The organism is Altericista sp. CCNU0014, assembly GCF_044923475.1.
In the GTDB taxonomy this organism is placed as follows: domain Bacteria; phylum Cyanobacteriota; class Cyanobacteriia; order Thermosynechococcales; family Thermosynechococcaceae; genus JAAURS01.
The window spans coordinates 442,332-469,250 of sequence record NZ_CP137338.1 but is presented as its reverse complement, the minus strand read 5'-3'; the positions used below and the strand labels follow the sequence as shown (position 1 = coordinate 469,250).

Below are 26,919 nucleotides of genomic sequence, written 5' to 3'. Positions count from 1 at the left end.
TCTGGGCAATCTTGCCCGTGCTGCGGTACGAAGCCCCGTTTGCAGGACTGTACTCGCGTTGTCTTATTTTTCTACGTTAGAGCAACCATAGCTACGCCCAATCCAATCGCAAGTCCGCCGATTAAACGACCCGGAACAACCGGCTCGTGCAGAAAATACCTCGCCCCCAATAAACTCATGGCATAGGTCAATGAGGTGCAGGGACGAACGTAGCTCACATCCGCCCAACTCAAAAGACACAAAAAGGCAAAAAAGGCGATCGCCTGGGCGGAAATGCCTTGCAGAATGGACGGGGTGACGAGTATCCGACGTCCGATCTTGAGAAATGCCGAAGGCGACATTTTCAGACTAATCCAACCAATGCTTTTCATCCCCTTGGCCAATAGAACATCTCCCGCCGCATCTGCCAATACCAGAACAGCTAATCCCAACCAAACCGGAGATATTGCGGAAGTTGTCGTCACTAAAAATAATGGCGCGGGGAGAGATCGTTTAGGGGACCAAGCTTTTTTGACCTGACTGGGCGGAGGGACGCGACCGCTCCGACCGATCAGATAGACCCCAACGGCAACGATGGCGGTTGCAGCCCACCGCAAAGTAGAAATGCGTTCTCCCAGAAGCATCCAAGCAAATAAAGCGTTAAAGACGTACCCAGACGCATGGATGGGGAGCACGTAGCTCAAGTCAAAACGGGAAATGGCCACTAGGTAAAACCCTAAGGATAAAATTAGGGTCATGACGCCCAACACGATCGAGGGACTGGTCAACAAGTACGTAATGAGATTGAAAATAGCGTGGGGCGTGATGGATCGAACTGCACCGAACGTCTTCATCCCCTGACTGAGCCACAGATCTCCAAATACCTGGGTCAGCACCATCGAAATTAAAATTAGTCCGTCGATCACGGCTGTTCGGCCATCTTCAGGGCGATGTGATGCAAGCTTTCGATTCCTTTGAAGACTTTTTCCTCCAAAAGCACCCTATCACGGGATGTCTTTGTTTGAGAGGTTGAAATTCGGATACCGTTGATTGAGAACCGCGCACGGGCTGTCGGCGTCTTCACAGCACTACTGAATTTCCAGGCGTAAAGGCTGTACCTGCCTTGGAGTCAGGAGTCTCGTCACTCAATTTCTCCGCTGCCTCTAGCTGCGTCCCTTTCAATATGCTAGTATGTTTGATGCATTCTTCGGTGGGGTTTTGCTCGAGCGAGCCGCAGCGTTGAATATGCATTGGTGCGGGTGTTGTGTAGTGGTAAGACCTTAGCCTTCCAAGCTAATGATAGGGGTTCGATTCCCCTCACCCGCTTAGTAACGGAATCAATCAATTCATTGATATCACAAGGGTCTCAGCGTTTTCACAATTCTGAAGCCTTTTTCACATTGGGCATACTTAGAGCAATTTAGGTCTATTTTGGGGATAAACTGGGGATAAAAATTGGGCATCCTTGGTAAATAGATAGCCTTTTTATCCCCAAATCATTCAATGACGTCCAAAACCGCTACAGGAAAGCAACCTAAGGGTTCCGTTTCCATCAGATGCTCACACGATCGGTTGCAATTGCGCTTCCGGTATCAAGGTAAGCGTGAATGTCTGAGCTTAGGCTTACCTGACACGGCCAACAATCGAAAGCTTGCTGAGGCAAAAGCCCGTCAGATTGAAATGGATATTCTCAGCAACAACTTTGACCCTTCAATGGATAAGTACAGGCAGACGGCCTTTCTAAGTCCCCAGTCTTTATCCCCACTTATCCCCAAGCTGAATGACCTGTGGACAAAGTTTGTTGAGTCAAAGCAATCCCAGTGCTCGCAGAACACGATGGACACCATGTATGCCCAATACACGCGCTACATTGAAAAGCTTCCCACACATGATTTAACTCAATCTGGGGAAATCAAAGACTTTGCTCTAAAGACGTTTCCCATCAATTCAGCTAAACGCTTTATAGTCAGGCTCAATGCTTGCTGTAAATGGGCTATGCAAAATGGATTGATTGACAGCAACCCTTTTAACGGCATGGCATCAGACATAAAATTGCCAAAGTCTCAAAAAAACGAAGATGGCGAAATAAACCCATTTACAGCGGATGAAAGAGACTCCATTCTGAGTGCGATCGCCACAGACCAATTCAACCCCGCTCAATCAGCCTTTAAGCATTCCTACTATTTTCCGTTCGTTTCCTTTCTGTTCAAAACTGGATGCCGTTCATCTGAAGCCGTTGCTTTAACTTGGAAAGACGTATCAAAAGACTTCAGCTCCATTTCCTTTGAGCGATCCATTATTGACACTGCACAAGGAAGGCAAGTCAGAGAAGGGCTGAAGACTCAGGAAAAACGTAAATTCCCTTGCAACGCTACTCTTCAAGAGTTTTTGAAATCTATTAAACCAGCTACAGCAAAATCAAGCGATTTAGTCTTCCCTGGAATAAAGGGCGGCTATCTTGACCCTGATGCTTTCAGAAAATACGTCTGGAAGCGGATACTTGAAGGCTTGGGGATTGAGTACAGAAAGCTATATCAAACCCGTCATACCTTCATCACGTTAGCCCTAGAAGCGCGTTTGGATGCCAAAGACGTTGCGAAACTGGTAGGCAACTCCCCAGAGGTCATTTATAGGCATTATGCAGGCAGCAATCGAAATTTGTCAGTTCCTGAGTTTTAGATGGGAACCATAAATTCAATAAATAATGTACTTTTTTGTATTAATACCATTGAAATAGTCTATCTAGGTTGTGCAGGTTATTTTATGCAACAGAAATATCTACTATGGATTTTTGGGACTGCTGCCATATCAGTTTTATTTTTAGTTCTTTTGACATGGGTTGGCTACAAGAATAAATCTAGCCCTACTCCAAATATTTCTGAGGCTTCATTACCTCCACAACCTGACAATAAAGTTATTCAAAAATTTAGTATTGATGGAAATATTTTTGCAGGGAATGAACCTATTCGAGGAGAGACTATTTATCTTTGTGGATGGGATCTATATCCAACAGTATCATCTGAATATAGAAAAAATCAGGAAGTAGACTTTGATGCATATAAAAATGGCGCATGGAAAGATGCAAGAATGGCAAGCATAGGATTATCAGGATTGACTATGAAGACAGAAGGAGGATGTAAAACTAGCACAAAAACAGATGTTAATGGTCATTTTCAGTTTACAGAAATTCCACAAGATAAATATTTCTTGGTAGCCACAACTAAACTTAAAGGAGTTTACTTTGCATGGCTGAATACAGTTGATCTAAATCAAAATCAACAGATAACCATGACTCGATAAGTTTATAAAATTTTTGTATAAAAATGTATGAAAAAGATTGTTTTTCATGTCTATCTAATTACTATTTGTAATTGTTTTTGCCGCTGAAGTTTTCATGGAACCCACATTCCGCTGTTTCGAGAGGCAAAAAATAATTAAATCCAGAATCCTTTAATGACAAGGCTTCTAAGGATTTGACGTTTTTGCGCAGATGTTTTTTCATTCTCAGTAATCTTACTTTATTGAGAATTAGAGAAACAGCAATCGCTACGATCCTCATTGCTTCGTTTTAATTATTTTTTGACCCTTTGGATCGGCGGAATGTGGGATGGAACATATAAATCGCTTATATTTTTTGGGTATTTTATAGTATTTTTCTAGAGTTAGGATTTTATCGTCGATTAAATATAAACCTTTCACGTTCTTTTCCTTTTGAATAGCTGAATTAACACCCTTTTTAGCCTCAACCCATTGTTGATAACAATCCTCAAAATGACTTGTTCTTACTCCATGCTCTCTGTCCAGAAGATTAAAGCAAATAATTTCTAATGCTTCACTAGCAGAAATATCTTTGATATCATCTTTAATACTTCTGTCTAAAATCATATCAATATTAAAATCATCATTTCTTGAGTCTATTTCATCGATATATTTACTATTAAAATTAGTATATTCTCGTTTGCCTATAATCTTTGGACTCTCACCTAATAAACCAACCTGTTTCATTCCATTGCGCGTATCTTCACATTGAATTAGCCACCACCAATGCCCAATAGATTTAATCTGTTTTGAAAGCTGCAATGGTAGATTAAAATCTTTTGAATCATAAATACTCCAGATTTCTTTTATAAGTTGATAATCCATCCAAGTAAGATGAGATAAGCTTTTAATATAGTTAGAGTCTAAGTATTCATAGAATTTTTCTTCACTTTTGAATAGTCTTAAAAACTCTATAGAGCGATTTGAATTCCCTACTGAAAATCCCTTGTCTACATCTATTGCAAGCTTTAGCCTGAAAGCAACAATCTGATTTCTTAAATGAAATCTATCAATTAACTGCTGTTCATTGCTGCCAAAAAGCTGTTCGTCAGGGCTAAAAATTATATCCTTATAATCTTCCTTAATAATTAATTCAGGTAAGTTTGCAAAATCATCAATATATTTATCAAGCGGGTGTGATTCTACGCTCATTTATAAACATCACCTCTAGAACCTATTTTAGTCACAACAATTTGCTTATTTTCTGCATCGATCTTAAGAATAACTCGATAGTCTCCTACCCTCAATCTAGCTTCATCCCTGCCTTTCAAAGGTTTTAGATCTGCCAAGCTAGATTCAGCTATTAAAGATCGAAGTGCATTAATAATTCGTTTTTGATTGTCTGGTGTTAATTTTTTTAAATATTTTTTCGCTGCATTAGTAAGAAGTATTTCCCAGTCGTTCAAAGCTTTTCCCCAAACAATTCAATTTCTAGATTGTCTAAAGTTGTTCCTTTTTCATTCCCTTCTAAATAACTCTTATAAGCTGAGTCACTTTCGTTAAGTTCATCTTCACTCACATCATCTGCATATTCGCCTTGTTCTCTCAATTGATTCAAGTGAGCGATCAAAGGATCTTGATGACTATGGATAAACTCCAAAACCTCTTTAAGCAAAGGCTCTGAAGCATTTTCAATTTCCTGAATGACCATTTCTTTGAGTGACATATAGACTCTTCAAAGTTCTAATTGTTAAGTTCTGTTACAAGATGCCAATAAGATGCACTTCATTCGATTGTAGCTGGCTATTGGGTTTGTATGGGGACAGTTCAATCAAGAAAGGTAAACATGTCCCATACGTTCGTAAATAAACAAGCGCTTTCACAAGCCATTGGCCTATCTCCACACACCTTCAAGAAATATCGACTATCGAACAAATGGGTTGAGGGTATCCACTGGCAAAGACTCAACTCAAAGTGTGTTCTCTATAACCTGACGCTTATTGAAGACTGGGTAGCGAACCGCTTACAACCCGAAGCCCACGATAGAGCCATAGAAGGTTATCTACGGTCGCTGCCAAGCAACCAACCCAAGACCCCTAGATCTAAGCACACAGCAGCTTGAAGGGGTTTAAAAATAATGAATTTACAATTAACAACTCATGATTCAGAATCGATATCAAATAAAAATAACTCTAAATCTAAAGCCGAATTTATTAAACCAAAAACAGATCCTTCTTCAGGATTATGGCTTCCAGTACACGAGAATAATTGCATTTATCTCGAAAGAGTTGGCAACCATCTTAAGGCAACTTCCTGTGTAAACTACTTAGAAGATGGTTCTGTAGCACTTTCTCTAGAATTTACAAATCAACAAAATGAGCTTCGTACAATAATATTTTCGAGATCCAAGCTAGACACTCAAGTAAATACATTCAGAGAACTCTTGAATAGTGGATATGAATACAGTCCAAAACATAAAAAGAAAATTTATGAATATTTACTAAAACAAGGGTCGGAATTACCTGTCTGCACAATCACAAAATCAACGGGATGGGTTGAGGACTCCTATTTAATGCCTCATAAAACCTATGGCAATCAAGAGTTACGATTCAAGACCCCACAATTCGATGAAAATTCTCCGTTCATTCCAAAGGGCACTTTAGAAGAATGGAAAAATAATATAGCTAAACCTGTATCAGGCAGTTCATACTTAACTTTTGCAATTGGTTGTGCATTTGCTTCAGTACTATTAATTCTATTAAAACTATCGTCTATAGGATTTCATTTTTATGGTCAAACTTCAACAGGAAAAACAACACTTCTCAGAATTTCCGCATCAGCATTAGGCGATCCATCGGAAATCATCACTCAATGGCGAACAACATCTAATGCTTTAGAAAGTACTGCTCAAGAGCATAACGATAGAATTCTTTTCTTAGATGAATTTGGACAAGCATATCCAAAAGATATCGGAAATACCATCTACATGCTTGGCAACGGTCAAGGCAAAGCTAGAGCAAATCGGAGCGGCGATCGCACACCTACTAAAACATGGACATTGTTTTACCTGTCCACTGGCGAAATCCCCTTTCGTCAGAAAATGGATGAAGGTGGAACTTCCATAAAAGGGGGACAAGAGACACGCTTTTTGGACATCCCTATAGAGGCTGACAAGCTCTTTGAATCCCTCGGAGAGTATCAATCATCATCTAACCTCATCGAAGCCCTTTCTAGAGCCTCAGAGAGCTTCTATGGCACTGCAATGGATGCCTACCTAACCAATCTGCTTCAACTTAAGACACCAAAATGGATCGAAAAGCTGCAAAGCGAACTAGAAAACCTAAGAGTAAAACTTACAAAAAATTATCCCAATGATAACGTCATTAGTAGAGTATCCAAACATTTTGCAGTAGTCCAACTAGCATTAAAACTTTCCCAAGAATGGGACATTGTTCCTTTCACATCAGAAGAAATCAAAAATTCAATCAAAACAATATTCAATGCATGGCTTGATAATCGTGGGGGTGCTGGAAATATTGAAATCAAGCACAGGGTTGAGGAGATAAAATCTTTATTTCAATCTAAAATTCACAGCAATCGAATTGTCGATTTAGCAAATGGATTCAAAAGTACTGGAAACGGCAATTTATTAGCATATAAAAAGAATAATGAATTATGGGTTCCTGTGAGTATTTTCAAAAATGAACTTGCCAGAGGTGTAAATGAGAAAGAACTTCTCAAAGAATTAGAAAATATTGGATTGTTCGTTCCTAGCAAAGAGAAGGATCGCAACACATCAAAACGGCAGGTTAATGGTGAGCGCCAATCACTTTATGTTTTTAAAAACGATTTTGAATTTGAAACTTTAGCACGCAAACAGCTATATAACTCTCTTGATATCGAGCGCAAAAATTAAAATCTACTTTCTGCCGATGTCTTCCTTACTAACCCATTAACCTCTACTATGGCGTGACATCGGGACATTTTTTTGAACAAATAAAAAATCGGGACAGGCTAGAGTTCTTTCTCTGTAAACGTTTTACCCTATCTGTCCCGAAAGTCTCGTGTGTCCCGTCAATTTTCACGCATATAGAGAAATAGCATTATTTGAAAATAATTAAAACACAAGATAAGTCGGTATTTATTTTAATCAAACTAACATAAACATTTCGGGGTTAAGGTTGTGCCGAAGGCACTTTAATACTATTAACTAAAAGTACATAAAAATCATAAAGTAATCATAAAATTACTCTGTACTTATTTAGACTAATTTGTACCTAACGATATATAAACTACCTAATACTTTTATCTTATTAATTTCTTGATTTCATGCATCCCAGGTTGAGGCTCCGGCTCCCCGCAGGGGGTAGAGGAAGAATTTATTAAATTTATAGTAACTGTAGCAAAAGAAATTGTTATAGCGCCTTGAATCATTAAAATAATGTTTTATCAAAGCTAATAGTCATTATAAATAAATTAAAATGTCATATAGTTCTAACGAATATTATTCACATTCATGTACTCTAAAAGCTCTAAAAACAAGAATGTATCATAGTATTAAAAGAAGATCTAAAGACAAATGCTTATCTTGTTTATCAAAAGAAGAATTCTTGGAATTGACAAATAAAAATTCAATTGTTTTAGAAAAATTATACACAAACTGGAAGGCAAATAAATTTATACAAAAACTAAGTCCTAGTGTAGACAGAATTAACCCAGATTTAGGCTATATGTCTACAAATATACAATTTCTAACTCATTCTGAGAATACCAGTAAAGGAAATAGAGAAAGACCCCGATTGATAACTAAATATATTGCATGAGTCTAAGACATCAGGTTATACTGATAAAAGATTAGGACTCCTATCTTATAAGCTTTCTACGGCATCAACATATGAAATTTATATAAATTTTATTCATGGAAAATAAATCGAAAGGCTTCGGCAAATATATTAAATCTAAAAACTATAATCCAAAAGAAACTCTATCTAAAGTTTTACCTGAAATTGATGATTTTACTGTCACGCTTTATAATTGTCCAGATCGCAATAAAATCTTAAAAGATTTTCCATTCTTAAAAAATATTCCTGTGGGTAATAAAATTACAGTCGTCAATAATGAAACTGGTTATACATTCAGCATTATGAAGCTTTTTTGATAAAATATAACTTGACTTATTTGAGGTATTTCTAAATGGAATCAGAACTAGCTAGAATAAATTCAGAGCTTGAATCAATTGAGCTTGATCTTAAATCATCTCAAAAACAAAACCTCGTAAAACAATCATTTGATTCAGCGCTAAATCGTGTTACTCAGCCATTGGGAATAAACGAACCATCCGAACTAGCTGCTGACACTATTAGCAATATGTCGTTAGGTTCTCATAGCAATCAATCAATTCTAGATGAACTAAGACATCTTCACTCTCATGGGAAAGTTCATGAAAATCTAGATTCAATGTTACTGACTCAAGCAGTGGTATTGAATCGCTTATTTCACTATTCACTGTCATCCGACGATACAGAGACAGCAATCAAAGCATCTGATACCTGTAGACGTGTTGTAGATACGCTAAAAAAAGCCAAACCTAAGCACAAGAAATCAGAAGTACGATTTTGCGAGAAATCTTACATAAACGAGAACATGCAGAAAATAACCGAATACTATGATTACAACGGCGATCTTGTAACCCTTATTGGTTAACCATGATCACAAGACAATCGTTTTGTAACCGCGTTGATTTTGCCACATGTAAGGCTTCCTAGCAAAGCTGGCATTTTTCCCTCAGACTTGACCCTGAACCTGTGGAAAACTTTAGTTTGGGGATAAAGTGGGGATAAAATTTTATATTGTTTTCTAGAAGCCTTATACATCAACTGTAAAGCTTTAGCCTTCCAAGCTAATGATAGGGGTTCGATTCCCCTCACCCGCTTAGCTCTTTTTCTCAGGTTAAAATAGTACCGCCCATTAAGCGCTGATAGCGATAGTCTAGTTCTTGCTTCATCAGCGGCCATTGGTCTAGGGTCGGATCCTTGGCGATCGCCCGCTCCGCCGCTTCCCTCGCCAACTCCAGACAATCTTGATCTTCAACCAGGCTAGCAAGGGCAAAATCTGGCAGACCCGACTGACGGGTACCCAAAACTTCACCTGGCCCTCGGAATCGCATATCCATTTCTGAAATAAAGAAACCATCCTGAGATTGCTCCAGCACCGTCAGTCGCTGCCGAGCCGTTTCGGTTTTAGAGCTATTCATCAACAAACAAAAAGATTGATGGGCGCCCCGCCCCACTCGACCGCGAAGCTGGTGCAGTTGGGCGAGGCCAAAGCGTTCGGCATGTTCGATCAGCATGACTGTAGCATTAGGAATATCCACCCCCACTTCAATCACGGTGGTGGAAACCAGCAATTGCAGTTCGGCGCTGCGGAACTGACCGATCGTCGCGTCTTTTTCCGCAGAACTCATGCGGCCATGGAGCAATCCCACCTGAAAATTTGGGAAAACCCCCTGCAAATGTTGATGCTCTTCCACTGCCGAACGCAGATCTAGCTTTTCCGATTCTTCTACGAGGGGCAACACGACATAAACCTGTCGCCCTAAAGCCACTTCCCGGCGGATGAGGTCGTAGGCATGACTGCGATCGCGCGGGGTCAGCATCGTGGTCTGGATTGCTTGTCGTCCGGGAGGCAGCTCGTCGATCTGACTCACGTCTAAATCGCCGTGGAGCGTCAGCGCCAAAGTCCGCGGAATGGGCGTAGCCGTCATCGTCAGCACGTGGGGATGCTGGCCCTTTTGCTGGAGCATCGCCCGCTGCTTGACCCCAAATCGATGCTGTTCGTCGATAACCACCAAGCCCAAGCGTTGGAACTCCACCGAATCTTGAATCAGGGCGTGGGTGCCTACCAATAGCGACAGCTCTCCCGTTTGGAGCTGGGCAGCAATCTGGCGGCGTTTGGCCGCTTTGGTCGAACCCGTGAGCAACTCCACCGGAAGCTGAAGTTGATTGAACCACTCCACCATTTTGCGATAGTGCTGCTCGGCCAAAACTTCTGTAGGAGCCATCATTGCAGTTTGATAGCCAGATTGGATAGCAGCCAGCAGCGCCACCACGGCCACCACGGTTTTACCAGAACCCACATCGCCCTGAACCATCCGATTCATGGGTGCGGTACCCTGCAAGTCGCTCAGAACATCCTGGACCACCCGCTGCTGCGCGCCCGTGAATTGGAACGGAATGACCTTATAAAACTTATCGATGAGTTCGCCCCGCGGGTTGAGGGCAACGCTGCGCTGGGTTTTGCGTTGTTCTAAGCGCCGTTTTAGCATCCCCAACTGGAGGTAGAAAAATTCGTCGAAGACCAGTCGCCGCCGCGCTTTATCCAGCCATTCTGAAGATTCGGGGAAGTGGATTTGGGCGATCGCCTCTGGTAATGTCACCAAGTTATACTCCTGCCGGAGCGCCTCAGGCAATGGTTCTGAGATTTGCGGTGCCGCCGGCAGCGCCGCCACGACCGCCCGCCGCACCAACTCTGGCGGGACGCCCTCCGTCAGGGGATAGATCGGCACCACGCGTCCAATTTTAAGAGAATCAATGGAATCGCGAGTATTTTGCAACACCTCAATTTCAGGTTCTTCGAGGGTGTAGCCGTATTTATTGGCCTTTACGAGACCCGAAGCGGCCACCACCGTCCCGGGTGCATACTGCTGCTTTTGCTTTTCCTGCCAGCCCCGGTTCCGAAAACGATCGCCTGCATAAAACCGACTCAGCCGCAGTTGCCCCGTCACGTCTGCGACGGTCATTTCAAAGATGGTGAGTTTGGGATTTTTAGGACTGTTAAAGCAGTTACAACGGCGCACGGTTGCCACAATTGTGACGGTTTCCCCTGCCACGAGGTCTTCGATTTTGATTTGACGGGCGTAGTCAATGTAGTCGCGGGGATAGTAGAACAAAATATCGCGGACGCTGTAGAGGCCGAGCTTTGCCAACCGATCCGCGCTTTGAGGCCCAATGCCTTTGAGGTACATCAAGGACTGGTCGAGACTCGCCGGGGCAGTGGAGGTGCCTTTCTCTACCGCAGGCTTCACCGCAGGGAGCCGGACTTTGGGAGCGGAGGTCGGCTCTTGCTGTTTCAACTGCTCTCGCTGGACTTGATACAGCAGCCGACGAGCTTCGGCGACGAGGTGCTGTCTCTGGGAAAGTGGGAGTTCGGGGTAGGTTTCAAATTTGGCGGCGATCGCCTGACATTTGGACTGTTCCGGGGCGGACGCGACAGCGGTTTGGGCCTGGACTAAATTCAGGTGTAAAAACTCGCTAAAGCGAAACTGATTTCCCTGGACATCGCAAAATCCGCGCTCTGCTTCCACCGAGAGCGCCCGCTGGAGCCTTGCCCAGTCGGGGGAAGTCTTGGCGGAATAGGTCATGGGTTGCCCGTCCCTCCAAAGGGGGTATCTTCCGCAACCCAGGTGGATTTCCAGGCGGCGATCGCCTCTGCAGTCAGCAGTTCTTCTTGCTTTTGAGAATAGCTTTGCTGCACCTGAGACAGCTTTTGCAGCAAAGGCCGAAGTTTCTGCCGCCAGCCCATCAATTCCGGGTCTGTAAACTCCAAATCTCCGAGTTGGAGGTAGATGGCCACCACCGGATCCAGCCCATCTTCTTCCTCGTCTGGATCTACCAATGCCTTGAGCAAGTGAGGCGGGTTGGTGATGGTGCGCCCTGTTGCGGTGGCCTTATCTGCTGAATCCAGAAGTTTATCCAATGCTTTAATTTGCATGACCTGAGCATCTTGGAGCAAATGGTCGATCTGACGCGATTTTTCTCGGAATAGCTCGGTGACGCCATCCTCTAGCTCTTCCCAAATTTCTAATACCAAGATCGGGTCAGCTTCGCCCTCTAGCTCTAGCTCTTGAAAGGAATTCAGCAAGGTTGCCAGGGAATCTGAGATCTCGCGGCCCGCTTGCCGGATATTTTTTTGAAGCGTTTCCCGTTCGAATACGGAACGCTCTAGAAAAGCCTCTGGGTAGACTTCGGTACAAAGGTGAAAGCTCGACATTACGATCTGCTTCTGCACCGAACGCGACAGCACTGCAAAGTACTCCGCCAAAACCTGACGCAGCTCTTGCCCAACTTCAGCCGTTGTTTTTCTGAGTTGGCTCATTTCGCGGTGTAGCTGCTCTAGCGTTGCCCCCATAGGTTTAGGTGCGCCTTTTTCTATCTAAATGTTTGGATAACAGCGGGTGTCTCAAGTCTTTTTGGCCCATACTGCCAAGGGACACGATACTCTATTTTAGGCATGGCCCCAGCCGTGGTGAACCTTCAGTTACTTTAGAATCGATTAATGCATTTGTCTAAGGCATTAGCGTACACTAAAGTATATACCTGTAAAACTCCTATGCGTACTCGTGTCTTCCAAAGTGGTAACTCTCAAGCCGTTCGAATTCCTAAAGAATTACAGTTTGAGCGTGTCGATATTGACTATGAAATTGAGCGCCGTGAGGAAGGGCTGCTCATTCGTCCCCTGCCGCCCACCCTCGAAGGAGTACTAGAAAAGTTTGCGGCCTTTACCCCAGATTTCTTGGCTGAGGGCAGACCCGAGCAAGGAGAGCAGGAGCGCGACACGTTTTGAGGTACATGCTTGACACAAACATCTGCATCTACCTAATGAAAAATCATCCTTTGTCAGTGGCAAAGCGTTTCGCAGCCTGTCGGCAAGGAGATGTTGTGATTTCGGCAATCACAATGGCAGAGCTAGAATATGGGGTTTACTGCTGCAAAGCAGAAACTCGCGATCGAAATCGACAGGCGTTAGATGAGTTACTGCCCCTGATTCCAGCCGTGTCATTCGATCGGGGAAGCGCGATCGCCTATGCAAAAATTTGTGCACCAGCGCCAGATCGCAAACGCGATGCTCTAGATAAACTCATCGCTAGTCATGCGTCTAGCCTAAATCTAACCCTCGTGACCAACAATATCTCAGATTTCAGTGTTTACCCTGACCTATCTCTCGAAAACTGGACGGAAGAGCCGTGAAGACAAATCGATCGTTTGGTTCACACAGTAGAACATGTGTCCTATTGTTTATGGCCGAACGTTCGTGTTCAGCGGACGCAGAAAAACCTTACAACTCAACGAAAAAGGCTATTACTTTCCGCTGCAACACGTTTGTCAGGTGCTCGTTTAGCAAGGCCTAAAGATCTACCTATTGCAAAATATGCATACATCTATTCAGCAACTCTTCATTATCTATTATTACTAAGTTCACCCTTTTTCTAGCGCGAGTAATGTTTTGAAAGAGCATTTTGACCTTGATGGTGCAGAAAAGTCATGAAGACCTTACCAGCAGGCAATATTCAAATCTGTCAAAGGTGACAGAGAGGGGCATTCAATGTGATGCTTAAGTTCCCAAACTCAGAGCAATCCTATGTCAACCCCTCAACTCTATCGTCAACTGCAAACTCAACTGAGTCAATGGGTCACACCCAAAGATAAACGTCACCTTACTGTGTTTGCTGAAAACATCGCTGCAATCCTCCAAGCCCAAAGTGGCAGCTTAAGCCATTGGCTGACTTATTTGAGTCATCGTCGTTGTAAAGCCCGCTCTCACATGGAACGACTGAGCTACTTCGTTCATAATCCCAAGATCACCTCAGAAACATTCTATGTTCCATTACTGCTTCAATTTCTTCAAGCGTGGGCGGGCATGGCGACGACATTGACCCTGGATACAAGCATGCTGTGGGATGAGTATTGCCTGATAGAGGTCTGTCTGACCTGGGGAGGGCGCTCTTTTCCTTTGGCTCAAAAGGTGCTCAAGCATGGCAGTGCTACGGTCGCTTTTGCGGACTATTGCTCAGTGCTGGATGTGGCTGAGACGGTCTTACCCGCTGATTGTCAAATCACACTATTGGCTGACCGAGGCTTTGAGCATGGTGAGTTAATTCGTTGGCTACGGAGCCATCAATGGTCTTGGGCAATTCGCGCTAAATCCGATTTGAGGGTCACGTTGTCTAATGCTCAAACCGAGTCGGTTGCTGACCTGCTGCCAGAGCCTGAACAAGCTTTTCTATTTTCTGATGTCACGATTCTTGAAGATATCCACTGTCATTTGGCGACCGCTCGATTATCCATCGCCCAGGAGGCTTGGGCTGTGATTACAGATAAATCGCCTTCTGTGCAAACCTTCGCGCTATATGGTCAACGTTTTGGTGGCATTGAACCCCATTTCAAGGATTACAAGTCTGCCGCCTTTGAACTGCCTCGTTCTAAACTCAGAGATGCCCATGCTTTAAGCCGACTGCTGATGTTACTGGCGGCTGCGACCATTATTGCCATTTGCGTTGCCATTGAAACGATCGCTCAAGGCGCACTAAAGTCCATTGATTGGCATGCTCACAGGGGATTGAGTTTTCTGCAAATCGGGCTAAGACGGATTAATCAGTTGTGCTATCAAAGATTACCGCTGCCACCCTTGAGATATTTGCCACGATGTAATCCACCACCTGCTTATGCCTCTCTCAAGAAGCGAGATGCGATGAACACTCGCATTGAGTTTGCCAAGGTGACTGTCTTCTAAAGCTTTCAGCTCCTTTGAGTTTTCTGCACCACTAAGCATTTTGACTGGGGAATAATATGCGTTCCCACGATAAACCAACTCGCCACCCTCACCATAACTAAAGTACTTGTCAATCGTCACAGCAACGCCGTCAAACTCTTGGCCTATTACTTTATGCGACGTTTTCTTAGAAATCTCTGAGTATTTTTCATGATGCTCATTATTGTATTGAGATGGAGTAAATCTAAGAACCTCCCATTCTTCGCAATCCAATAACCCAAGATAGTTCTTCGCATCATCCATATTTTTAAAATAATTTACTTCAATATTACCCTTGTTTGAAAGGTCTAAATTTCTCTGGCTATTGAATAGCATCATTATAAATGTGGCTATTTCTTTGTTTGTCCTTATCTTTTCAGATAATCTATATGTAGTAAGCGGGGTAATATTATTTATTTTTCCATCTATATCTCTTTCTTCTTCCCGTTTAGCGAGTGTTTGGAGCTTGTCGTACGAGAATATGCAATTACCATTAACACTTTTTGTCACTTCAACTATTTTTTCCAGTTGGCCAGAATGGATCCGCTGAGCCTCATCAATTACAATTACATTGTAAACCAATAAATCATAGTCAGCATAACCTTTGATCGGAGTTATTTCCCACCCTCTCCGCGTCAACTCTTCATGCCCTGCATTTAGATAGCCACAGTGAATAACTAGCGGTCTATTTCTGTTTTCTCGTAGTTCTTTAACTAAATCGTATACCAGCAAGGTCTTGCCTGTACCTGCTCCACCCACAACCGATATAAAGTTAGCAGATTTAGCGATACCCAAAGAGTTCAGAATTTGTTTTTTTACATCTTCTTGCTGATTCGTTAAAAAATACTGACCACTAAGAAACTTTTGAGTGGAATTAAAAGGTGATACCAAATAGTCTGAAGGGTTGAATAAATTATCAATGCTTTCTATGCCTTCTATTTTTTGATCAATCAACAATTTTCTCAAATCGTCAACTTCAACAATATCTATGGATTCGTCATCTTCAAGAAAGTATATGCTTTTGGTATCTGACACGTAACATAGGTTGAATATTGTTTTTTCGATGTAGCTTAAGTAGTATTTATTTCTGACTAATTGTTTCTGTATTTTTTCTTCCGTGCTAGTGCTCTTGAGTTCTACGTTAATTACGCTTTCCTTTCCAAATCGCAACAAATCAAATTCTTTGCCTATCTGCGGTATTTTATATCCCAAATAGAATCCATCGAAAATTCTTATATTTCTATTTTCTGTTAAATCGTACAGTGCCTCGACCAGGCCTTTTAAGTCTTCAAGCTCTGCACACCTGATTTCTATTCCATAGTGCTTTAAGTAAAAATCAAAGCTCGATTTCTTCAATGAATCATGTGCTTGCACCAAGGACATGATATTTATATTTTTCAATCTGTTTCCTTATTTATCCTATGCAGGTTTTCAATCCCTTTCCGAGCAGACTGCTTTACTCGACGATCTAGGGCACCTAACGGCCTCTGCATCAGCGGACGGCGATGCAAAATAAGCGTGTAGATAGCGTGACTCTCCGTTCCGATTGCATGCAGTAGTTAGACAGAATGAGGAAGTAGTCATTTAGTAAATGTATCTTGATTTTCAGTTATCTCGATTAATTATCAATATTTATATAATCTAATGACAGAATTGGAGACTTCCTAGTGGATGGTGACGGACTTCTTCCTTTTCTACCTCTGACATATAAGGACATGCAAATTGGGCATCCTGCCAAGATAACATTTCAAGGAAAATCGCTGATGATGCACCTACTCGACCTGCATAAATTAGTTGACGCACGCTATTTAGATCAAAATCACCATCTCGTCCATTACCTATCATGATAAAGTCAAAATCAAACGTACTAGGAATTGGGATTCCATTACGATGCCCATGTGGATATCCATCTTCTCTCGATGGTATTGCTGGGGTTTCGGATGCAAAGCAGCCCAGATCACGATAGTTATTTGGATATTTGTAAGCATCTCCGTCAGTCATTGCATGTAGACTAATCTCAACTTCATGATCTATGTTTGGAGAGATTTGGTGATATGTACGCATATCTATATGTGGACGAGGTGACGAATCATCAAGGTTTTCATAAGAAATTTCGTATCCATTAATGAATATGCGAATTTTTGGAAGATCTTGGCCTTGACTGGGTTCTTCATACTTAAATGAATATACAACCAATTGACCAAGTGACGGTCTTATGACGGGAGGAAAAGCAGATCGGAAGTCCATTGCCCATTTTCGTTGCTGACTTCCTTGAGGATAGACAGTCAGATCTCCGACTGAAAAGGAAAATTCATCCATATTTCCCTTAATCTGACAATTATTAGACCAAGCTGTGGCACCATTTTGGTGAAATGAAAATAGCCTAAGCATTTTGCCTGAATCTGTATTTCTATCAATCATAAAATGAATATACAGATTTCCTCCTAGTCGAGGGTCACGAGCACGAGCTGCAATATGAAACCATTTGCCATATCCAAACTTAGCAGAATATTTTTTTGAAACTTTATACACTCCTAAGCTAGAACTAGGGTTAATAGAAAGAGTTAACAAACTATCCGATTTATTATATTCACCAGAAATATTTCCTTCTTGATCGGGAACCCACCCTTCCAAGGAATTAAGACTGTCAAAAATACCACTTTGCATACATTTAAGCGCCCCAGTGATTAGTCTAACTCTAAATAGACGGATAACATCCACCTATATCGCCCCTCACGGCATATAGACGGATAACAGTCCACCTATATCGTCTAATTTGTCATATAGACGGATAGTTGTCCATCTATATCTCTGTTTTAGCTATTTAGGTGGATGCTATCCATCTAAATAGCCTTTTGGGTCATATAGACAGATGAATCCGTCTATATCCTCATTCTCGGCATATAGACGGATAAGCATCCGCCTATATCGCTATCTGGGTTATATAGGTGGATAATTTCAGTGTTTTTTCGGATGTCGCATTCATTAACTTTTCTTGCTGTTACTGTCAATATCCTTGCATTTCTCTGCGTATCTTGCATAGTCGAGCAGCCAACAGCCGAGAATTGAGCGGTGGCCAAAAAATAAGCTTCTTACTCGTGTGTCCCGTCTATCCGCTCCAATGAATTTATGGGGAGACGAACCATAATTAGAAACGGACAGTAAGACAACTCGAACAGAAATACTGCACCGCCAGCACCGAGGTTTTGGATAGCCTAGTAAAGGCGATCGCCCCATCATCCCTATCGTTGACTCAAGTCACTCAACTAGGGTATAGGCTTTAGCAACTTGCGGAGGTTGGGCAAACTCATCACTTGCGCCTTAGCTTTATCACTCCCATCGGTTATTTTCCCGACCGCACTTTGGGGTTGGGAGAGTTCTTGTTACACTGGGGTGTAGTCCTACCGAGCTAAACCATGCAAAAGCGCTCCGTTGTCGATACAACCCAAATCATGCGCCGCGCTGAGGAGCTGATCAATGCATCCTCTAATCGATATCGCATTACCGTTCAGGTTGCCAATCGCGCCAAAAAGCGCCGCCGCCGCGAAAATATGGAAGATTTCGATGAGGGCGCAATGAAAGCAGTCATGCAGGCCATTCTGGAAATGTCCGATGAGTTGACTCAGCCGGAGATCATTGGCGATTAGAATCCTTGCGCCCTCAACATGGGTCCCAAGCACAGAAAAGGATGTTGTCCGTGAATCCGATTTTTAGCAGACAAAGCCACTCAAAACTCATGCGGTGCCTCCAATCCTTCGCCCGCTCTGGCAAAGGACTGCTGTTCTCGATCGGCAGTTTAATCGCCCTCTCTGCGCCCGCGTCCTTCGCGCAGTCCAGCTCGCCACCGGATGTAGCGAAGTTTGTCTATCAACGGATCCCAACCCTAGCATTGGAAAATCAGTACGTTCGTACCGACAATAACAAGCAGGCGGTTGATAGTACTCTCGTCAGCCGCTTAGTGTACTACCACAATTCCGTTAAAGGGCGATCGCCCCTCTATCGTCTGGATTGGAAAACAACCCTAGCGGACTACCTCGGCATTCATGAAGTCATTCAACCGGAAACCTATTCCGGCTACGCATTTCTGAAGAAAAACCCACTAGAGAGCGATCGCGCTGTCATCCAAAAACTCAATGCCGCTCAGCGCAATGCCTTGGTTCAGGCCCTTGTGGATGCTTCTACAGGCAGGCAGTCCGCTGCTTCGGAGACGACAAAAACGGCACCGCCCTCTGTCCCCGCCCAGGCCAAATCTAAACCAGCCCCAGCCTACCGACCCACCTTAAATCCCCTGGCAGCACCGGGAAGCGTAGATTCGCTAAGAACGGCTCCCATTGGTAGACCCTATACGCCGGGCGGTGGCGAGGCGCAGTTTTTAAAATAGGAGCTATGGCGCGTCAACTGCGGTCTGGCGTCGGCTGGCGCGTGGGTTGGGATGCAGAGGCTCTATCGTTTCAGGCGCTGGTAGGAGCGGATGACTGGGCTGTAGAGCTAACCCAGGCTGAGTTTGATGAATTTTGCCGCTTTGCGCTCCAGCTCAGCGAGACCATCGAGCAAATGAGATCGGAGTTGATGGAGGAAGAGGCGATCGCCTGCGAAGCCTCTAGCGACATGCTCTGGATGGAGGTGCGCGGCTATCCCGATGCCTATCGGCTCAGCTTTATCGTGTTGACAGGCCGGAGGGCGGAGGGGTGCTGGTCTATTGAAGCAACCAAAGAGGTGTTGCGGGTGGTACAGATGGTGCAGGTGTTTTAGGGAGAGCACGCAAAATTTTCTTGAAGCCTGTAAAAGATTTTATGATAGGCTTGTAAAGCATTACATCGGGGCGTAGCGCAGCTTGGTAGCGCACTACTTTGGGGTAGTAGGGGTCGCAGGTTCAAATCCTGTCGCTCCGATTGGTGAGAAAATGCATCACTGAAAAGACCTTCAAAAGTTCTAAATAACTTTTGAAGGTCTTTTTGATTGTTAATCAGATGAATTTAGGTCGTTCAGGGGGCATTCAATTTACCCCGATGAAAGTGGCAACCAAAAAATCTGAAGTGCATCAGTTGCACAAACTGAAGATATCAAAAGTGGAGTATCTTTGTAACTATAGATTTACTCTTAATATCTATGGGGAATCCGAACCCAAAAATTGAGAACTTGAGGCCAACCCCTCGAAGCGACGACACCACCGAACCTTTGGCCCATGCGGGACTTATCGCGAGAGTGCCCGTCCGTATCGATGCAGCAGTGCGATCGCTCCCAAACCGTTCGGCATGGCTGCGCCGGGTCATCACCGAAGCAGCCCAGCGGGAACTAATGGAGGATGGTGGGTCATGACAGAGCGATGGACGGATGAACGCCTGGACAAGTTTGCCTCTACCGTAGAAAGCAATCTTATTGACCTACATCGCGCCACTACTGGGAGGGAAAGAGCAATGGAAGCGCTAGCGCATACGCAGATCCAGATCCTTCAGCGTGTGGAACAGGCACAGGCAAACATAGAGGCCATTCAGCTCGAGATCAAAGGATTGCAAACTGAAAACCGTCGCATCCTGGATCGTCTGCTTGGTCAACAGGAAAATGAATAACTAACCCCGATTCAAGGCGTACTACAGCCCGAAATCTAAGGGCACTTACCTCAGAATTTACACCGCAATATTATCAACCATTGGATACAGCGATAAAGTTTGTCGTCCGAAATTGCTCGTAGGTTTCCTTATATGACTTAATTGGATATAAGTATCCTGATGGAGTAATTCTGAAAATCGCAAACTCAAGCTCGCTAAATAAATACCAAAAATCTTGAAAAAATGTTCGCGTATCTATATTGCAGCCACCAAATTCAAAAGTCACGATTTTGACTGAGTTTTTAGCGAACATATTTTTTGCCCCCGCAAATGCATCAAGCTCGTGTCCTTCAATATCAATCTTTAATAAATCTATACAGTTTATCGTATTTTCAGAGCAGTAGTTGTCAATTGTGTCTATTTGTACCGTTTCTGTTTTATTAAAATCAATACCAAAGTGATCCAGCTTTCTTTTAGTAAGAGAAGCGAGTCCTGAGCCAATGGTATCATAGTGCAGCGTTGCCTCTTTTTTCTCTTTGCCTAAGCCGATGTTATTCAGCTTAATTCGCTTATCATTATCGTAAAATTGAGCAAGATTCTTAAATGTTGAAGAGCCAGGTTCAAAACAGTGAACTGAATAATCATCTACCGCAATATTATCAATAATGAGCTGAAGGAATTGCCCCTTGTTTGAACCGACATCAAAAATGCAATACGGTGGTTTAAACCTTTGCCTAAGAATATGAAATATAGCTTGTTCGCCACTAGACGAAGCTCCGCCACCAGATCCAATTCCCATCATGTATTGCGAAACCTGTACATTTTTCTCCAACAATCCTTGGATGAAGTGGTTACCCGATGCCTTAACTCCAAAATTGCCTGGTATGGACATTTGAATTCTTCTCTTGTAAATACGACTTTGAGTTCATCCCTATCCCTAACCCCTAGTACAGGGTGGCGAAAGTAGTTCAGCAGTAAGCGAGGGGGTAGAACAGGCGTTAAACTGCTCTGGTATGCTATGGCATCAACAGAGAACTAAATTTCCTGGATATTTAATATGACATCTTAAACTTAAAACACCAATTTGTTGCGATGGGAAGAAAAATAACCGAGTCTTAACGGCATACTTTGGCCGCCGAGACCTTTGCAGGCAAAAAATTCTATCAAAAAGAACGTTTTTGAAAAGCATCCAGCAACCGTTCAATTGCGCTTAAAAGTTGGGGCTGCTCCCATCCTCGGTAGAGATGAGCGGCGATCGCACAGCCACCCGCGCCAACTCCTTCTTTGACAAATCCCTGCTCGTAGGCGCGAAGTTGAGGATAGCGGGAGCTTGCAAAACTGAGCTGCGTCGCCAACAACGGTACTTGACCGATCTCTTCTGCCAACCCAACCGTATCTCCCGTCGGATCTTCCGCCACCCAGCGCGTCGTACCGACCGCTACCTGTTCGGCAACCCAAGGGACGCGCTCTTGAAGGGCGATCGCCCGCGCCAAAGCATAAACTGCCAGCATTTGCGTCCCCCCTGCCAACAGAACGCCAGCCCTCCGACTTGCCGCCAGCATGAGTCCCACCGCTGCCGCCTGCATCGGATCGCCCACTGCCGCTAACACCTGCCACGGATCGGGATTGAGGGGCAGTGCGGCTAGCCCCTGCTGCACCAACTGCCATTTTTGATCGTGATTGCACACCGGATGGCTGCTATTCACCTTGCCTCGGGCATTGAATCCCAACCCCGCCAATACCGCTAAAGCCGTCGTAGTACCGCCAACCACGCACTCTGCCAAAATGAGGTATCCATCCTGAACTTGAGCGGCTAAGGTTTCCCCCCATCTCAACCCTTCTTCAAACAGATATTTGACCGTTGCACCCTCTTGAGCCGCACCCGTACTCAGGCAGCGCGCGAAGTCTCCGCCTAGGTTAACGCTAGGAACGACAGGCGCAACGGGCACCCCCGCATCTAAAATCCAAAATGGAATATCTTGCCCTTGCAAGACCGCCCGCGCAATAAAAACCGGAGACGCGCCCTGCTGGAGGGGCGGCAGGGGATACTGAGCTGCAACATCAGTTCCGTCGGTCAAAAATTCAGCATCGGCGATCGCCGTAAACCGCCTCGATTCAGGCGTAGCCCCCGCTGCGGAAATACCGGGAATTAAACCGGTTTCGGTAAACCCCAAGACGCAAGCATAGACCGGACGCTTGCCGCGATAGCGAGCCATCCACGCTGCCGCCAGGGGTGCTTGCGTATAGATCTGAATCATCGGCATCCAAAAGCCCCCGATTCAACCTTCATCGATCAGCGCCTGAAGCCAAGGTGGCGGGTCGGGAATGGGATGTCCCAGACGTTCCATCAGCAGCAGTGCCACCAAATGGACGAGCAGCAGATAGAGAAACGCCTGCACTGCAATCAGCACCACTGCAACCAACTGCACCGCCTCCAACGTCGGATCCAGTAAAATACCAAGTTTTTCAAAAACCCAACCCAGCAGCCCCCGCACCTGTTGGTTGAGGTACAGCCAGAGATTGGTTCCCAGCAACAGCGACACCAACGCCGTTTGAAAAAACAACCCGACGGTGGTCAGCAATACTCCCCATCCCAGCGAAACAGCCCAGCTTGCCTTGGCTCGCCACAGCCCCCCCAACAACACGCCTAAGAACCCAAAAGGGATCAAAAATTGGAGGCTGCGAGGAGGTCCCATCAATACGCCCAGCAGCAGAGATGCCACAATTGCCGTCATCCAGGCGGCGCGCTTGCCCCAGCGCAGATAGGCGATCGCCGTCGGCAAAGCAAACAACATCCGAAACAGCGGTCCAATCGGAAAGTAAAAATTAAGAATCCAGAGGAGCGCGCTAGTACTAGCCAAAAACGCAGTTTCTACCATCACGCGAGGGTGGCGCGGATCGATGCTAGCGTCTCCTGGAGATGGAGATTTAGGTTGGGATGTCCTGAAGACGGGATCTGCCATAGAACGTTGGGTACAGATTCAAAAGCGTTGCGTTGGAGATCGAACGAACCAAACCGCCCCTCGGACGAACGGCAGAGTCCCTTAATCCTAAACCAGCAGATCTTCCAGCGCATCCACATTGACAATCTGAAAAGACTCGTGGGTTCTGTGTATTAACCCCTTTTTCTCGAGCTTCCCTAAAACGCGAGTTACGGTTTCCCGCGCCATGCCGCTCAGACTGCTCAACTCGCGATGGGGCAAATTAGGAATTTCAATGCTCGTCCCCTTTTGCGTCCCTTGCCCCTCCGCCAAAAACAATAGAATATCCGCAATCCGAGAAGTGCTGTCGGATTCCCGCAAGCGCAACCGCCGATTCACCTGACGCAGTCGTCGCGCCATCAATTTCGCCAGCCGAATACCACCCTGCGGCTCCGTATTCAGAAAATGAACGAAATCGTTGGCCGGCATATTCGCAACGACTGTGGGCGTGAGCGTAAGAACATCTGTCGAGCGTGGCACCTCGTCGAGGGGAGCCATTTCGCCAAAAACTTCGCCTTTCCCGACAATATTCAGCGTTACTTCCTTCCCATCGATATTGTAAGTTCGAATCTTGACCCAGCCGCTCAAAATAAAGTACACCGAACTCCCCCAATCGTTTTCTAACAAAACAACCCGATGGGCTGGGTGCTCCCGCGTGACGACGTGAGAAAGCGATGCTTTAACCGACTCTAGGGGCAAACCTTCAAAAAAGGGAATACCGCGCACTAGCTCATCCAGTTTTGCGTCGCGAACGGTTTGTCGATCATCCATGGGCCATGCAGTCCGTATGCTTGATGAGTGTCATCCTCAACCCTACCAGTCTCCCATACCCAAAATAACGCTCAACTTGCCTCGGGCGATCGCCGATTTGCTCTACCAGAATCATTTCTATCAAACAACAAGCCCTCACTTCCGCTTCTTTAGCAGTCAATCCTCTCAGAACAGGCCTTTCTTGAGAGGGACTCAAAACATCGTTCCGACTCTCAGACCTTGCCGCCGATGGGATTCCTCCATAAAATAGTGAAGAAAAGTTGCAAATCGTGCGGTACTGTGTTACATTTCTTAATAAGTAGGAGACAGCTGACGTCATAGCTGCTGTTCGAGTTTTTGGCTCAGGGTTTCCTCCTCCCAACACAGCAAGTTCTTTCAGCCGTTTTACAGCGGCTGTTTTTTTGAGCGCGTGCGGGTCCGGTAATTTTAGCGGAGAGTACCGCCAGCGATCGTTGAATTCTGAGATTGAAGGTATCTTGTTGTCAAAGACCGTGATACTTTAGAGAGTGCCGTAAGAAGCGTATAACAACCTCAACGCCTACGAGATATTACGTTTAGTAAATTCTTTTTTCATACCATGGCCATTTCTTTGCAACGCCTCGTCTTGGTACAACTCCTAGGATATTGTGCTTGAGCGAGGTATTTTCGGTGAAACGCTCTTAGCTCTATAGAACGGCCTTGTCCGCAGTGGGGGATTTAGAATTGAGCGGGCTTATCTGTTTTGCTGCCATTGTGGCTCAAGGACGATCGATTTGGGCTCTGTCTGCGCCTAAGAGAATGTAGTGGGGTTTATCCTCTGTTGGGGCAAGGTTATTGAATATTGAAGGCTGGACTAGGTCAGTCAAAATCATTACTGCGCCTTAAATGCACGGGCCGATAGGAGCGCGATGTTGCGAGCTTAATTCAAGTATTAAAGTTTCTCGTTTTCAATCTGGAGGTTCGTCTGAATGTCTATTCGTCTTTATGTCGGTAATCTACCCAAGGAAATTGAGCGTACAGAGCTTGAAGAACTCTTCAGTCAGGCAGCAGGAGAGTTAACTTCTACGAAAGTCGTAACGGATCGAAAAACCGGGAAATGCCGCGGTTTTGGGTTTGTAACGGTCGAAACGGAAGAACAAGCCGACGTGATTATCGAAAAATTGAATGGTTACTCGCTCAAGGAAAGCGTTCTCAAAATTGAGAAGGCCTTACCCAAGGCGAAAGAAGCCGCTAGCAGCGCGGTCGAGTCTCCAACCCCTGCCGCTAAGCGGACGGGCACCAATAAAGGGAAAGGTCGTCAAGCTCAAGGTGCGGCGAATAACGGCAGCGTTCAATCCGAGACCTTCCAGCCCGATCCTCGCTGGGCGCAGGATTTAGAAAAACTCAAGGAAATGCTATTGGCCCAGACCAATGCTTGATTTTTAGCGGAAGGCCGAGAGGCAAGCCTACTAGCAAATCTAGGCAGGCTTTGACGTTCAGACAAGTTTCACACTCCACTGACTGCGACTTTAACAAACGGTTTTAATTGCGCGATCGACTCCGGTCCAATGTTTTGGGGTTGACAATAGGCGGTTTCTTGAAAAAGAGACCGCCTATTGTATTTCGGCACAGTGGGACGATAGCGGAAGAGAAGCGTACTAATTGAGGCACCATCGGCAAAAGCGCGAGATTTTAGCCGGGCATGCATGCCGTTCAATTCCAGATTTAGTTGCTTAAGGGCGTGATGATTCATTACACTAATTAAGCCCTAAGTGCCGTTATTTTGAGTTTCCTGTAATGCCTGAATCTGAGTCTGCACCCAAAAGAGTGATTCCCAAGCCCATCAAAGCCGCAGACTTGCCCTCTAAGCCTGCCGAGGCCCCCAAGCAGGACGGAGAGAAGCGAGATCGAGGGGGAGATAAGGGAGGCCGAGGGAAACGCAAAGGTCGGGACGAACAACAAGAAGCGGCTCCCCGCGTCAGCCCCGCGCTTCAAAGAGGCCCGCGGTACGTTCCACCCAAACCAGCTCCCGAACCGGTTCTAGAAGAAGAGACTGAAACGCCCGACGCCGAACAAGCTGAAAGTGAGGGCGCGGAAGCCTCTTCTGAAGCAGAAACGGCGGCGGAGTAACGAACTAGGCAATCTGGCGTTCGGAGAGGGCCGCGGTAAAAAGAGCGACCACTCTGAAACCCGACTGCTGCAGAGTCTCTGTGGCCGATTTTAGGGTCGCGCCCGTTGTAAAGATATCGTCCACGAGCACGATATCTTTTAGGTTGGGAGACTTTTGTAGCGCTGCACCCACTTGAAAAACATTGCTGAGGTTTTGATAGCGCTCTAGGCGCAACAGTCCGTATTGGGCAGTTGTGGGCTGGGTTCGGATCAGTCCGCGGGCGCGCAACGGCATCCCTGTAACCTCGCAAAAGCTGCGGGCAATTAATTCGGCTTGGTTGTAGCCGCGCTGTTGCTGGCGATCGCCGTGGAGCGGGATGGGAACGACCACTAACCCGCGCTCCAGCAGCCCCGAATCCAACCAAACCTGCGCCAACCATTGGCCTAGGGGTTCTGCCACCTGAGGGCGGCCACCGTATTTCAGACGAGCAAGACTTTGCTTCAGCGCTCCTTCATAGTATCCCCAGCTGTAGAGCGGCGGCAGGCCCGCGATCTGAAGGACTGAGGACTGCACGCGGCAAGCCTGCAGCCGCCGCGTGCAGTCTTGACAAAAGACTTGGCTGGTGGGGCGATCGCACAAAGCACATTGCCCTTGAAGGATGAAGCTAAAGCGTTGCCTCAGCCTTTCAGCCCATGCGGCCCATAACGATCGTTGATTGTCCATCGCA

General features: G+C 45.2%; 29 protein-coding genes and 2 tRNA genes. 18 read left to right on the top strand and 13 right to left on the bottom strand.

Annotated elements, in window-relative coordinates; all coding sequences use genetic code 11:
- Nucleotides 1–71: 71 nt before the first annotated feature.
- Entirely contained in the window at nucleotides 72–905 is an 834-nt protein-coding gene (locus R6H26_RS02340) for a hypothetical protein (protein ID WP_404787987.1), read from the bottom strand.
- A 329-nt stretch (nucleotides 906–1,234) separates the two neighbouring features.
- On the opposite strand from R6H26_RS02340, the gene R6H26_RS02335 reads away from it, so the two are divergent.
- From R6H26_RS02335 to R6H26_RS02325, 3 genes are all read left to right on the top strand, one after another.
- Nucleotides 1,235–1,305 (top strand) — tRNA-Gly (locus tag R6H26_RS02335).
- A 177-nt stretch (nucleotides 1,306–1,482) separates the two neighbouring features.
- Nucleotides 1,483–2,658: an Arm DNA-binding domain-containing protein gene (locus tag R6H26_RS02330; protein WP_404787986.1), complete on the top strand. Its 1,176-nt coding sequence runs from the start codon at nucleotides 1,483–1,485 to the stop codon at nucleotides 2,656–2,658.
- Nucleotides 2,659–3,279 (top strand): hypothetical protein, encoded by a 621-nt coding sequence (locus R6H26_RS02325; RefSeq protein WP_404787984.1) that lies wholly within the window; start codon nucleotides 2,659–2,661, stop codon nucleotides 3,277–3,279.
- A 255-nt stretch (nucleotides 3,280–3,534) separates the two neighbouring features.
- Here R6H26_RS02325 and R6H26_RS02320 read toward each other — a convergent pair whose 3' ends face one another.
- Genes R6H26_RS02320 through R6H26_RS02310 form a run of 3 tightly spaced genes read right to left on the bottom strand, consistent with a single transcriptional unit; the run spans nucleotide 3,535 to nucleotide 4,963 of the window.
- Nucleotides 3,535–4,449, bottom strand: coding sequence for a hypothetical protein (locus R6H26_RS02320; RefSeq protein WP_404787982.1), 915 nt, complete (start codon nucleotides 4,447–4,449; stop codon nucleotides 3,535–3,537).
- The gene (locus R6H26_RS02315) at nucleotides 4,446–4,703 is read right to left on the bottom strand and encodes a type II toxin-antitoxin system RelE/ParE family toxin (RefSeq protein ID WP_404787981.1); all 258 of its coding nucleotides are present in this window, start codon (nucleotides 4,701–4,703) and stop codon (nucleotides 4,446–4,448) included. The genes R6H26_RS02320 and R6H26_RS02315 overlap by 4 nt, the downstream gene beginning before the upstream one ends.
- The gene (locus tag R6H26_RS02310) at nucleotides 4,700–4,963 is read right to left on the bottom strand and encodes a hypothetical protein (RefSeq protein ID WP_404787980.1); all 264 of its coding nucleotides are present in this window, start codon (nucleotides 4,961–4,963) and stop codon (nucleotides 4,700–4,702) included. The genes R6H26_RS02315 and R6H26_RS02310 overlap by 4 nt, the downstream gene beginning before the upstream one ends.
- A 90-nt stretch (nucleotides 4,964–5,053) precedes the next feature.
- Here R6H26_RS02310 and xisR point away from each other — a divergent pair, with 90 nt between their 5' ends.
- From xisR to R6H26_RS02290, 4 genes are all read left to right on the top strand, one after another.
- Nucleotides 5,054–5,359 carry an excisionase family protein gene (gene xisR / locus R6H26_RS02305; protein WP_404787978.1) on the top strand — a complete coding sequence of 102 codons (306 nt, stop codon included), beginning with the start codon at nucleotides 5,054–5,056 and terminating at the stop codon, nucleotides 5,357–5,359.
- Nucleotides 5,360–5,374: 15 nt separating this feature from the next.
- Nucleotides 5,375–7,153 (top strand): DUF927 domain-containing protein, encoded by a 1,779-nt coding sequence (locus tag R6H26_RS02300; protein WP_404787976.1) that lies wholly within the window; start codon nucleotides 5,375–5,377, stop codon nucleotides 7,151–7,153.
- Between the two features lie 1,002 nt (nucleotides 7,154–8,155).
- The gene (locus R6H26_RS02295; RefSeq protein WP_404787975.1) at nucleotides 8,156–8,395 is read left to right on the top strand and encodes a hypothetical protein; all 240 of its coding nucleotides are present in this window, start codon (nucleotides 8,156–8,158) and stop codon (nucleotides 8,393–8,395) included.
- A 35-nt stretch (nucleotides 8,396–8,430) separates the two neighbouring features.
- Nucleotides 8,431–8,940 (top strand): hypothetical protein, encoded by a 510-nt coding sequence (locus R6H26_RS02290; RefSeq protein ID WP_404787973.1) that lies wholly within the window; start codon nucleotides 8,431–8,433, stop codon nucleotides 8,938–8,940.
- Between the two features lie 241 nt (nucleotides 8,941–9,181).
- Here R6H26_RS02290 and recG read toward each other — a convergent pair whose 3' ends face one another.
- Together recG and R6H26_RS02280 are read right to left on the bottom strand one after the other, a co-directional pair.
- Nucleotides 9,182–11,656: an ATP-dependent DNA helicase RecG gene (recG, locus tag R6H26_RS02285; RefSeq protein WP_404787971.1), complete on the bottom strand. Its 2,475-nt coding sequence runs from the start codon at nucleotides 11,654–11,656 to the stop codon at nucleotides 9,182–9,184.
- Entirely contained in the window at nucleotides 11,653–12,423 is a 771-nt protein-coding gene (locus R6H26_RS02280) for a hypothetical protein (RefSeq protein WP_404787969.1), read from the bottom strand. Before R6H26_RS02280 ends, recG begins: the two co-directional genes overlap by 4 nt.
- Before the next feature lie 201 nt (nucleotides 12,424–12,624).
- On the opposite strand from R6H26_RS02280, the gene R6H26_RS02275 reads away from it, so the two are divergent.
- The 3 genes from R6H26_RS02275 to R6H26_RS02265 all read left to right on the top strand — a co-directional run bounded on the left by R6H26_RS02275 (nucleotide 12,625) and on the right by R6H26_RS02265 (nucleotide 14,805).
- Nucleotides 12,625–12,858, top strand: a complete 234-nt coding sequence (locus R6H26_RS02275) for an antitoxin (protein WP_404787967.1) — start codon at nucleotides 12,625–12,627, stop codon at nucleotides 12,856–12,858.
- Nucleotides 12,859–12,863: 5 nt separating this feature from the next.
- Nucleotides 12,864–13,262 (top strand): type II toxin-antitoxin system VapC family toxin, encoded by a 399-nt coding sequence (locus R6H26_RS02270; protein WP_404787964.1) that lies wholly within the window; start codon nucleotides 12,864–12,866, stop codon nucleotides 13,260–13,262.
- A gap of 391 nt (nucleotides 13,263–13,653) precedes the next feature.
- Complete coding sequence (locus R6H26_RS02265) at nucleotides 13,654–14,805, top strand: transposase (protein ID WP_404783408.1); 1,152 nt, start codon at nucleotides 13,654–13,656, stop codon at nucleotides 14,803–14,805.
- Here the strand turns inward: R6H26_RS02265 and R6H26_RS02260 are convergent.
- Both R6H26_RS02260 and R6H26_RS02255 read right to left on the bottom strand, forming a co-directional pair.
- The gene (locus tag R6H26_RS02260) at nucleotides 14,686–16,224 is read right to left on the bottom strand and encodes a DNA/RNA helicase domain-containing protein (RefSeq protein ID WP_404787962.1); all 1,539 of its coding nucleotides are present in this window, start codon (nucleotides 16,222–16,224) and stop codon (nucleotides 14,686–14,688) included. The genes R6H26_RS02265 and R6H26_RS02260 overlap by 120 nt on opposite strands.
- A 240-nt stretch (nucleotides 16,225–16,464) precedes the next feature.
- The gene (locus R6H26_RS02255; protein ID WP_404787960.1) at nucleotides 16,465–17,544 is read right to left on the bottom strand and encodes a hypothetical protein; all 1,080 of its coding nucleotides are present in this window, start codon (nucleotides 17,542–17,544) and stop codon (nucleotides 16,465–16,467) included.
- 695 nt (nucleotides 17,545–18,239) lie between these two features.
- Here R6H26_RS02255 and R6H26_RS02250 point away from each other — a divergent pair.
- The 6 genes from R6H26_RS02250 to R6H26_RS02225 all read left to right on the top strand — a co-directional run bounded on the left by R6H26_RS02250 (nucleotide 18,240) and on the right by R6H26_RS02225 (nucleotide 20,393).
- Nucleotides 18,240–18,470 (top strand): DNA-directed RNA polymerase subunit omega, encoded by a 231-nt coding sequence (locus tag R6H26_RS02250; RefSeq protein ID WP_404787958.1) that lies wholly within the window; start codon nucleotides 18,240–18,242, stop codon nucleotides 18,468–18,470.
- 41 nt (nucleotides 18,471–18,511) lie between these two features.
- Nucleotides 18,512–19,204, top strand: coding sequence for a hypothetical protein (locus R6H26_RS02245; RefSeq protein WP_404787956.1), 693 nt, complete (start codon nucleotides 18,512–18,514; stop codon nucleotides 19,202–19,204).
- Nucleotides 19,205–19,209: 5 nt separating this feature from the next.
- Nucleotides 19,210–19,575 carry a DUF1818 family protein gene (locus R6H26_RS02240; RefSeq protein ID WP_404787955.1) on the top strand — a complete coding sequence of 122 codons (366 nt, stop codon included), beginning with the start codon at nucleotides 19,210–19,212 and terminating at the stop codon, nucleotides 19,573–19,575.
- A 66-nt stretch (nucleotides 19,576–19,641) separates the two neighbouring features.
- A tRNA-Pro gene (locus tag R6H26_RS02235) sits at nucleotides 19,642–19,715 on the top strand.
- Between the two features lie 217 nt (nucleotides 19,716–19,932).
- A complete protein-coding gene (locus R6H26_RS02230; protein ID WP_404787953.1) occupies nucleotides 19,933–20,142 on the top strand; it encodes a hypothetical protein in 210 nt (69 codons plus the stop codon).
- The gene (locus tag R6H26_RS02225; RefSeq protein ID WP_404787951.1) at nucleotides 20,139–20,393 is read left to right on the top strand and encodes a hypothetical protein; all 255 of its coding nucleotides are present in this window, start codon (nucleotides 20,139–20,141) and stop codon (nucleotides 20,391–20,393) included. Before R6H26_RS02230 ends, R6H26_RS02225 begins: the two co-directional genes overlap by 4 nt.
- A gap of 73 nt (nucleotides 20,394–20,466) precedes the next feature.
- Here R6H26_RS02225 and R6H26_RS02220 read toward each other — a convergent pair whose 3' ends face one another.
- The 4 genes from R6H26_RS02220 to R6H26_RS02205 form a co-directional block, all read right to left on the bottom strand.
- Entirely contained in the window at nucleotides 20,467–21,264 is a 798-nt protein-coding gene (locus R6H26_RS02220; protein WP_404787948.1) for an FkbM family methyltransferase, read from the bottom strand.
- 271 nt (nucleotides 21,265–21,535) lie between these two features.
- The gene (gene cobT / locus R6H26_RS02215) at nucleotides 21,536–22,630 is read right to left on the bottom strand and encodes a nicotinate mononucleotide-dependent phosphoribosyltransferase CobT (RefSeq protein WP_404791182.1); all 1,095 of its coding nucleotides are present in this window, start codon (nucleotides 22,628–22,630) and stop codon (nucleotides 21,536–21,538) included.
- A 21-nt stretch (nucleotides 22,631–22,651) separates the two neighbouring features.
- Nucleotides 22,652–23,335 carry a DUF2232 domain-containing protein gene (locus R6H26_RS02210; protein WP_404787947.1) on the bottom strand — a complete coding sequence of 228 codons (684 nt, stop codon included), beginning with the start codon at nucleotides 23,333–23,335 and terminating at the stop codon, nucleotides 22,652–22,654.
- Between the two features lie 87 nt (nucleotides 23,336–23,422).
- Nucleotides 23,423–24,124, bottom strand: a complete 702-nt coding sequence (locus R6H26_RS02205; RefSeq protein ID WP_404787946.1) for a Crp/Fnr family transcriptional regulator — start codon at nucleotides 24,122–24,124, stop codon at nucleotides 23,423–23,425.
- 947 nt (nucleotides 24,125–25,071) lie between these two features.
- Here R6H26_RS02205 and R6H26_RS02200 point away from each other — a divergent pair.
- Together R6H26_RS02200 and R6H26_RS02195 are read left to right on the top strand one after the other, a co-directional pair.
- Nucleotides 25,072–25,521: an RNA recognition motif domain-containing protein gene (locus tag R6H26_RS02200; protein WP_404787944.1), complete on the top strand. Its 450-nt coding sequence runs from the start codon at nucleotides 25,072–25,074 to the stop codon at nucleotides 25,519–25,521.
- Nucleotides 25,522–25,879: 358 nt separating this feature from the next.
- The gene (locus tag R6H26_RS02195; RefSeq protein WP_404787942.1) at nucleotides 25,880–26,212 is read left to right on the top strand and encodes a hypothetical protein; all 333 of its coding nucleotides are present in this window, start codon (nucleotides 25,880–25,882) and stop codon (nucleotides 26,210–26,212) included.
- A 4-nt stretch (nucleotides 26,213–26,216) separates the two neighbouring features.
- On the opposite strand, the gene R6H26_RS02190 is transcribed toward R6H26_RS02195, so the two are convergent.
- The gene (locus R6H26_RS02190) at nucleotides 26,217–26,915 is read right to left on the bottom strand and encodes a ComF family protein (protein WP_404787940.1); all 699 of its coding nucleotides are present in this window, start codon (nucleotides 26,913–26,915) and stop codon (nucleotides 26,217–26,219) included.
- Nucleotides 26,916–26,919 lie beyond the last annotated feature (4 nt).

Bases quoted from the DNA above. Each gene is read 5' to 3' on its own strand.
- R6H26_RS02330 (WP_404787986.1), top strand. From the start codon at position 1,483: ATGACGTCCAAAACCGCTACAGGAAAGCAACCTAAGGGTTCCGTTTCC.
- R6H26_RS02325 (WP_404787984.1), top strand. From the start codon at position 2,659: ATGGGAACCATAAATTCAATAAATAATGTACTTTTTTGTATTAATACC.
- R6H26_RS02320 (WP_404787982.1), bottom strand. From the start codon at position 4,449: ATGAGCGTAGAATCACACCCGCTTGATAAATATATTGATGATTTTGCA.
- R6H26_RS02310 (WP_404787980.1), bottom strand. From the start codon at position 4,963: ATGTCACTCAAAGAAATGGTCATTCAGGAAATTGAAAATGCTTCAGAG.
- xisR (WP_404787978.1), top strand. From the start codon at position 5,054: ATGGGGACAGTTCAATCAAGAAAGGTAAACATGTCCCATACGTTCGTA.
- R6H26_RS02300 (WP_404787976.1), top strand. From the start codon at position 5,375: ATGAATTTACAATTAACAACTCATGATTCAGAATCGATATCAAATAAA.
- R6H26_RS02295 (WP_404787975.1), top strand. From the start codon at position 8,156: ATGGAAAATAAATCGAAAGGCTTCGGCAAATATATTAAATCTAAAAAC.
- R6H26_RS02290 (WP_404787973.1), top strand. From the start codon at position 8,431: ATGGAATCAGAACTAGCTAGAATAAATTCAGAGCTTGAATCAATTGAG.
- recG (WP_404787971.1), bottom strand. From the start codon at position 11,656: ATGACCTATTCCGCCAAGACTTCCCCCGACTGGGCAAGGCTCCAGCGG.
- R6H26_RS02280 (WP_404787969.1), bottom strand. From the start codon at position 12,423: ATGGGGGCAACGCTAGAGCAGCTACACCGCGAAATGAGCCAACTCAGA.
- R6H26_RS02275 (WP_404787967.1), top strand. From the start codon at position 12,625: ATGCGTACTCGTGTCTTCCAAAGTGGTAACTCTCAAGCCGTTCGAATT.
- R6H26_RS02270 (WP_404787964.1), top strand. From the start codon at position 12,864: ATGCTTGACACAAACATCTGCATCTACCTAATGAAAAATCATCCTTTG.
- R6H26_RS02265 (WP_404783408.1), top strand. From the start codon at position 13,654: ATGTCAACCCCTCAACTCTATCGTCAACTGCAAACTCAACTGAGTCAA.
- R6H26_RS02250 (WP_404787958.1), top strand. From the start codon at position 18,240: ATGCAAAAGCGCTCCGTTGTCGATACAACCCAAATCATGCGCCGCGCT.
- R6H26_RS02245 (WP_404787956.1), top strand. From the start codon at position 18,512: ATGTTGTCCGTGAATCCGATTTTTAGCAGACAAAGCCACTCAAAACTC.
- R6H26_RS02240 (WP_404787955.1), top strand. From the start codon at position 19,210: ATGGCGCGTCAACTGCGGTCTGGCGTCGGCTGGCGCGTGGGTTGGGAT.
- R6H26_RS02230 (WP_404787953.1), top strand. From the start codon at position 19,933: ATGGGGAATCCGAACCCAAAAATTGAGAACTTGAGGCCAACCCCTCGA.
- R6H26_RS02225 (WP_404787951.1), top strand. From the start codon at position 20,139: ATGACAGAGCGATGGACGGATGAACGCCTGGACAAGTTTGCCTCTACC.
- R6H26_RS02220 (WP_404787948.1), bottom strand. From the start codon at position 21,264: ATGTCCATACCAGGCAATTTTGGAGTTAAGGCATCGGGTAACCACTTC.
- cobT (WP_404791182.1), bottom strand. From the start codon at position 22,630: ATGATTCAGATCTATACGCAAGCACCCCTGGCGGCAGCGTGGATGGCT.
- R6H26_RS02210 (WP_404787947.1), bottom strand. From the start codon at position 23,335: ATGGCAGATCCCGTCTTCAGGACATCCCAACCTAAATCTCCATCTCCA.
- R6H26_RS02205 (WP_404787946.1), bottom strand. From the start codon at position 24,124: ATGGATGATCGACAAACCGTTCGCGACGCAAAACTGGATGAGCTAGTG.
- R6H26_RS02200 (WP_404787944.1), top strand. From the start codon at position 25,072: ATGTCTATTCGTCTTTATGTCGGTAATCTACCCAAGGAAATTGAGCGT.
- R6H26_RS02195 (WP_404787942.1), top strand. From the start codon at position 25,880: ATGCCTGAATCTGAGTCTGCACCCAAAAGAGTGATTCCCAAGCCCATC.
- R6H26_RS02190 (WP_404787940.1), bottom strand. From the start codon at position 26,915: ATGGACAATCAACGATCGTTATGGGCCGCATGGGCTGAAAGGCTGAGG.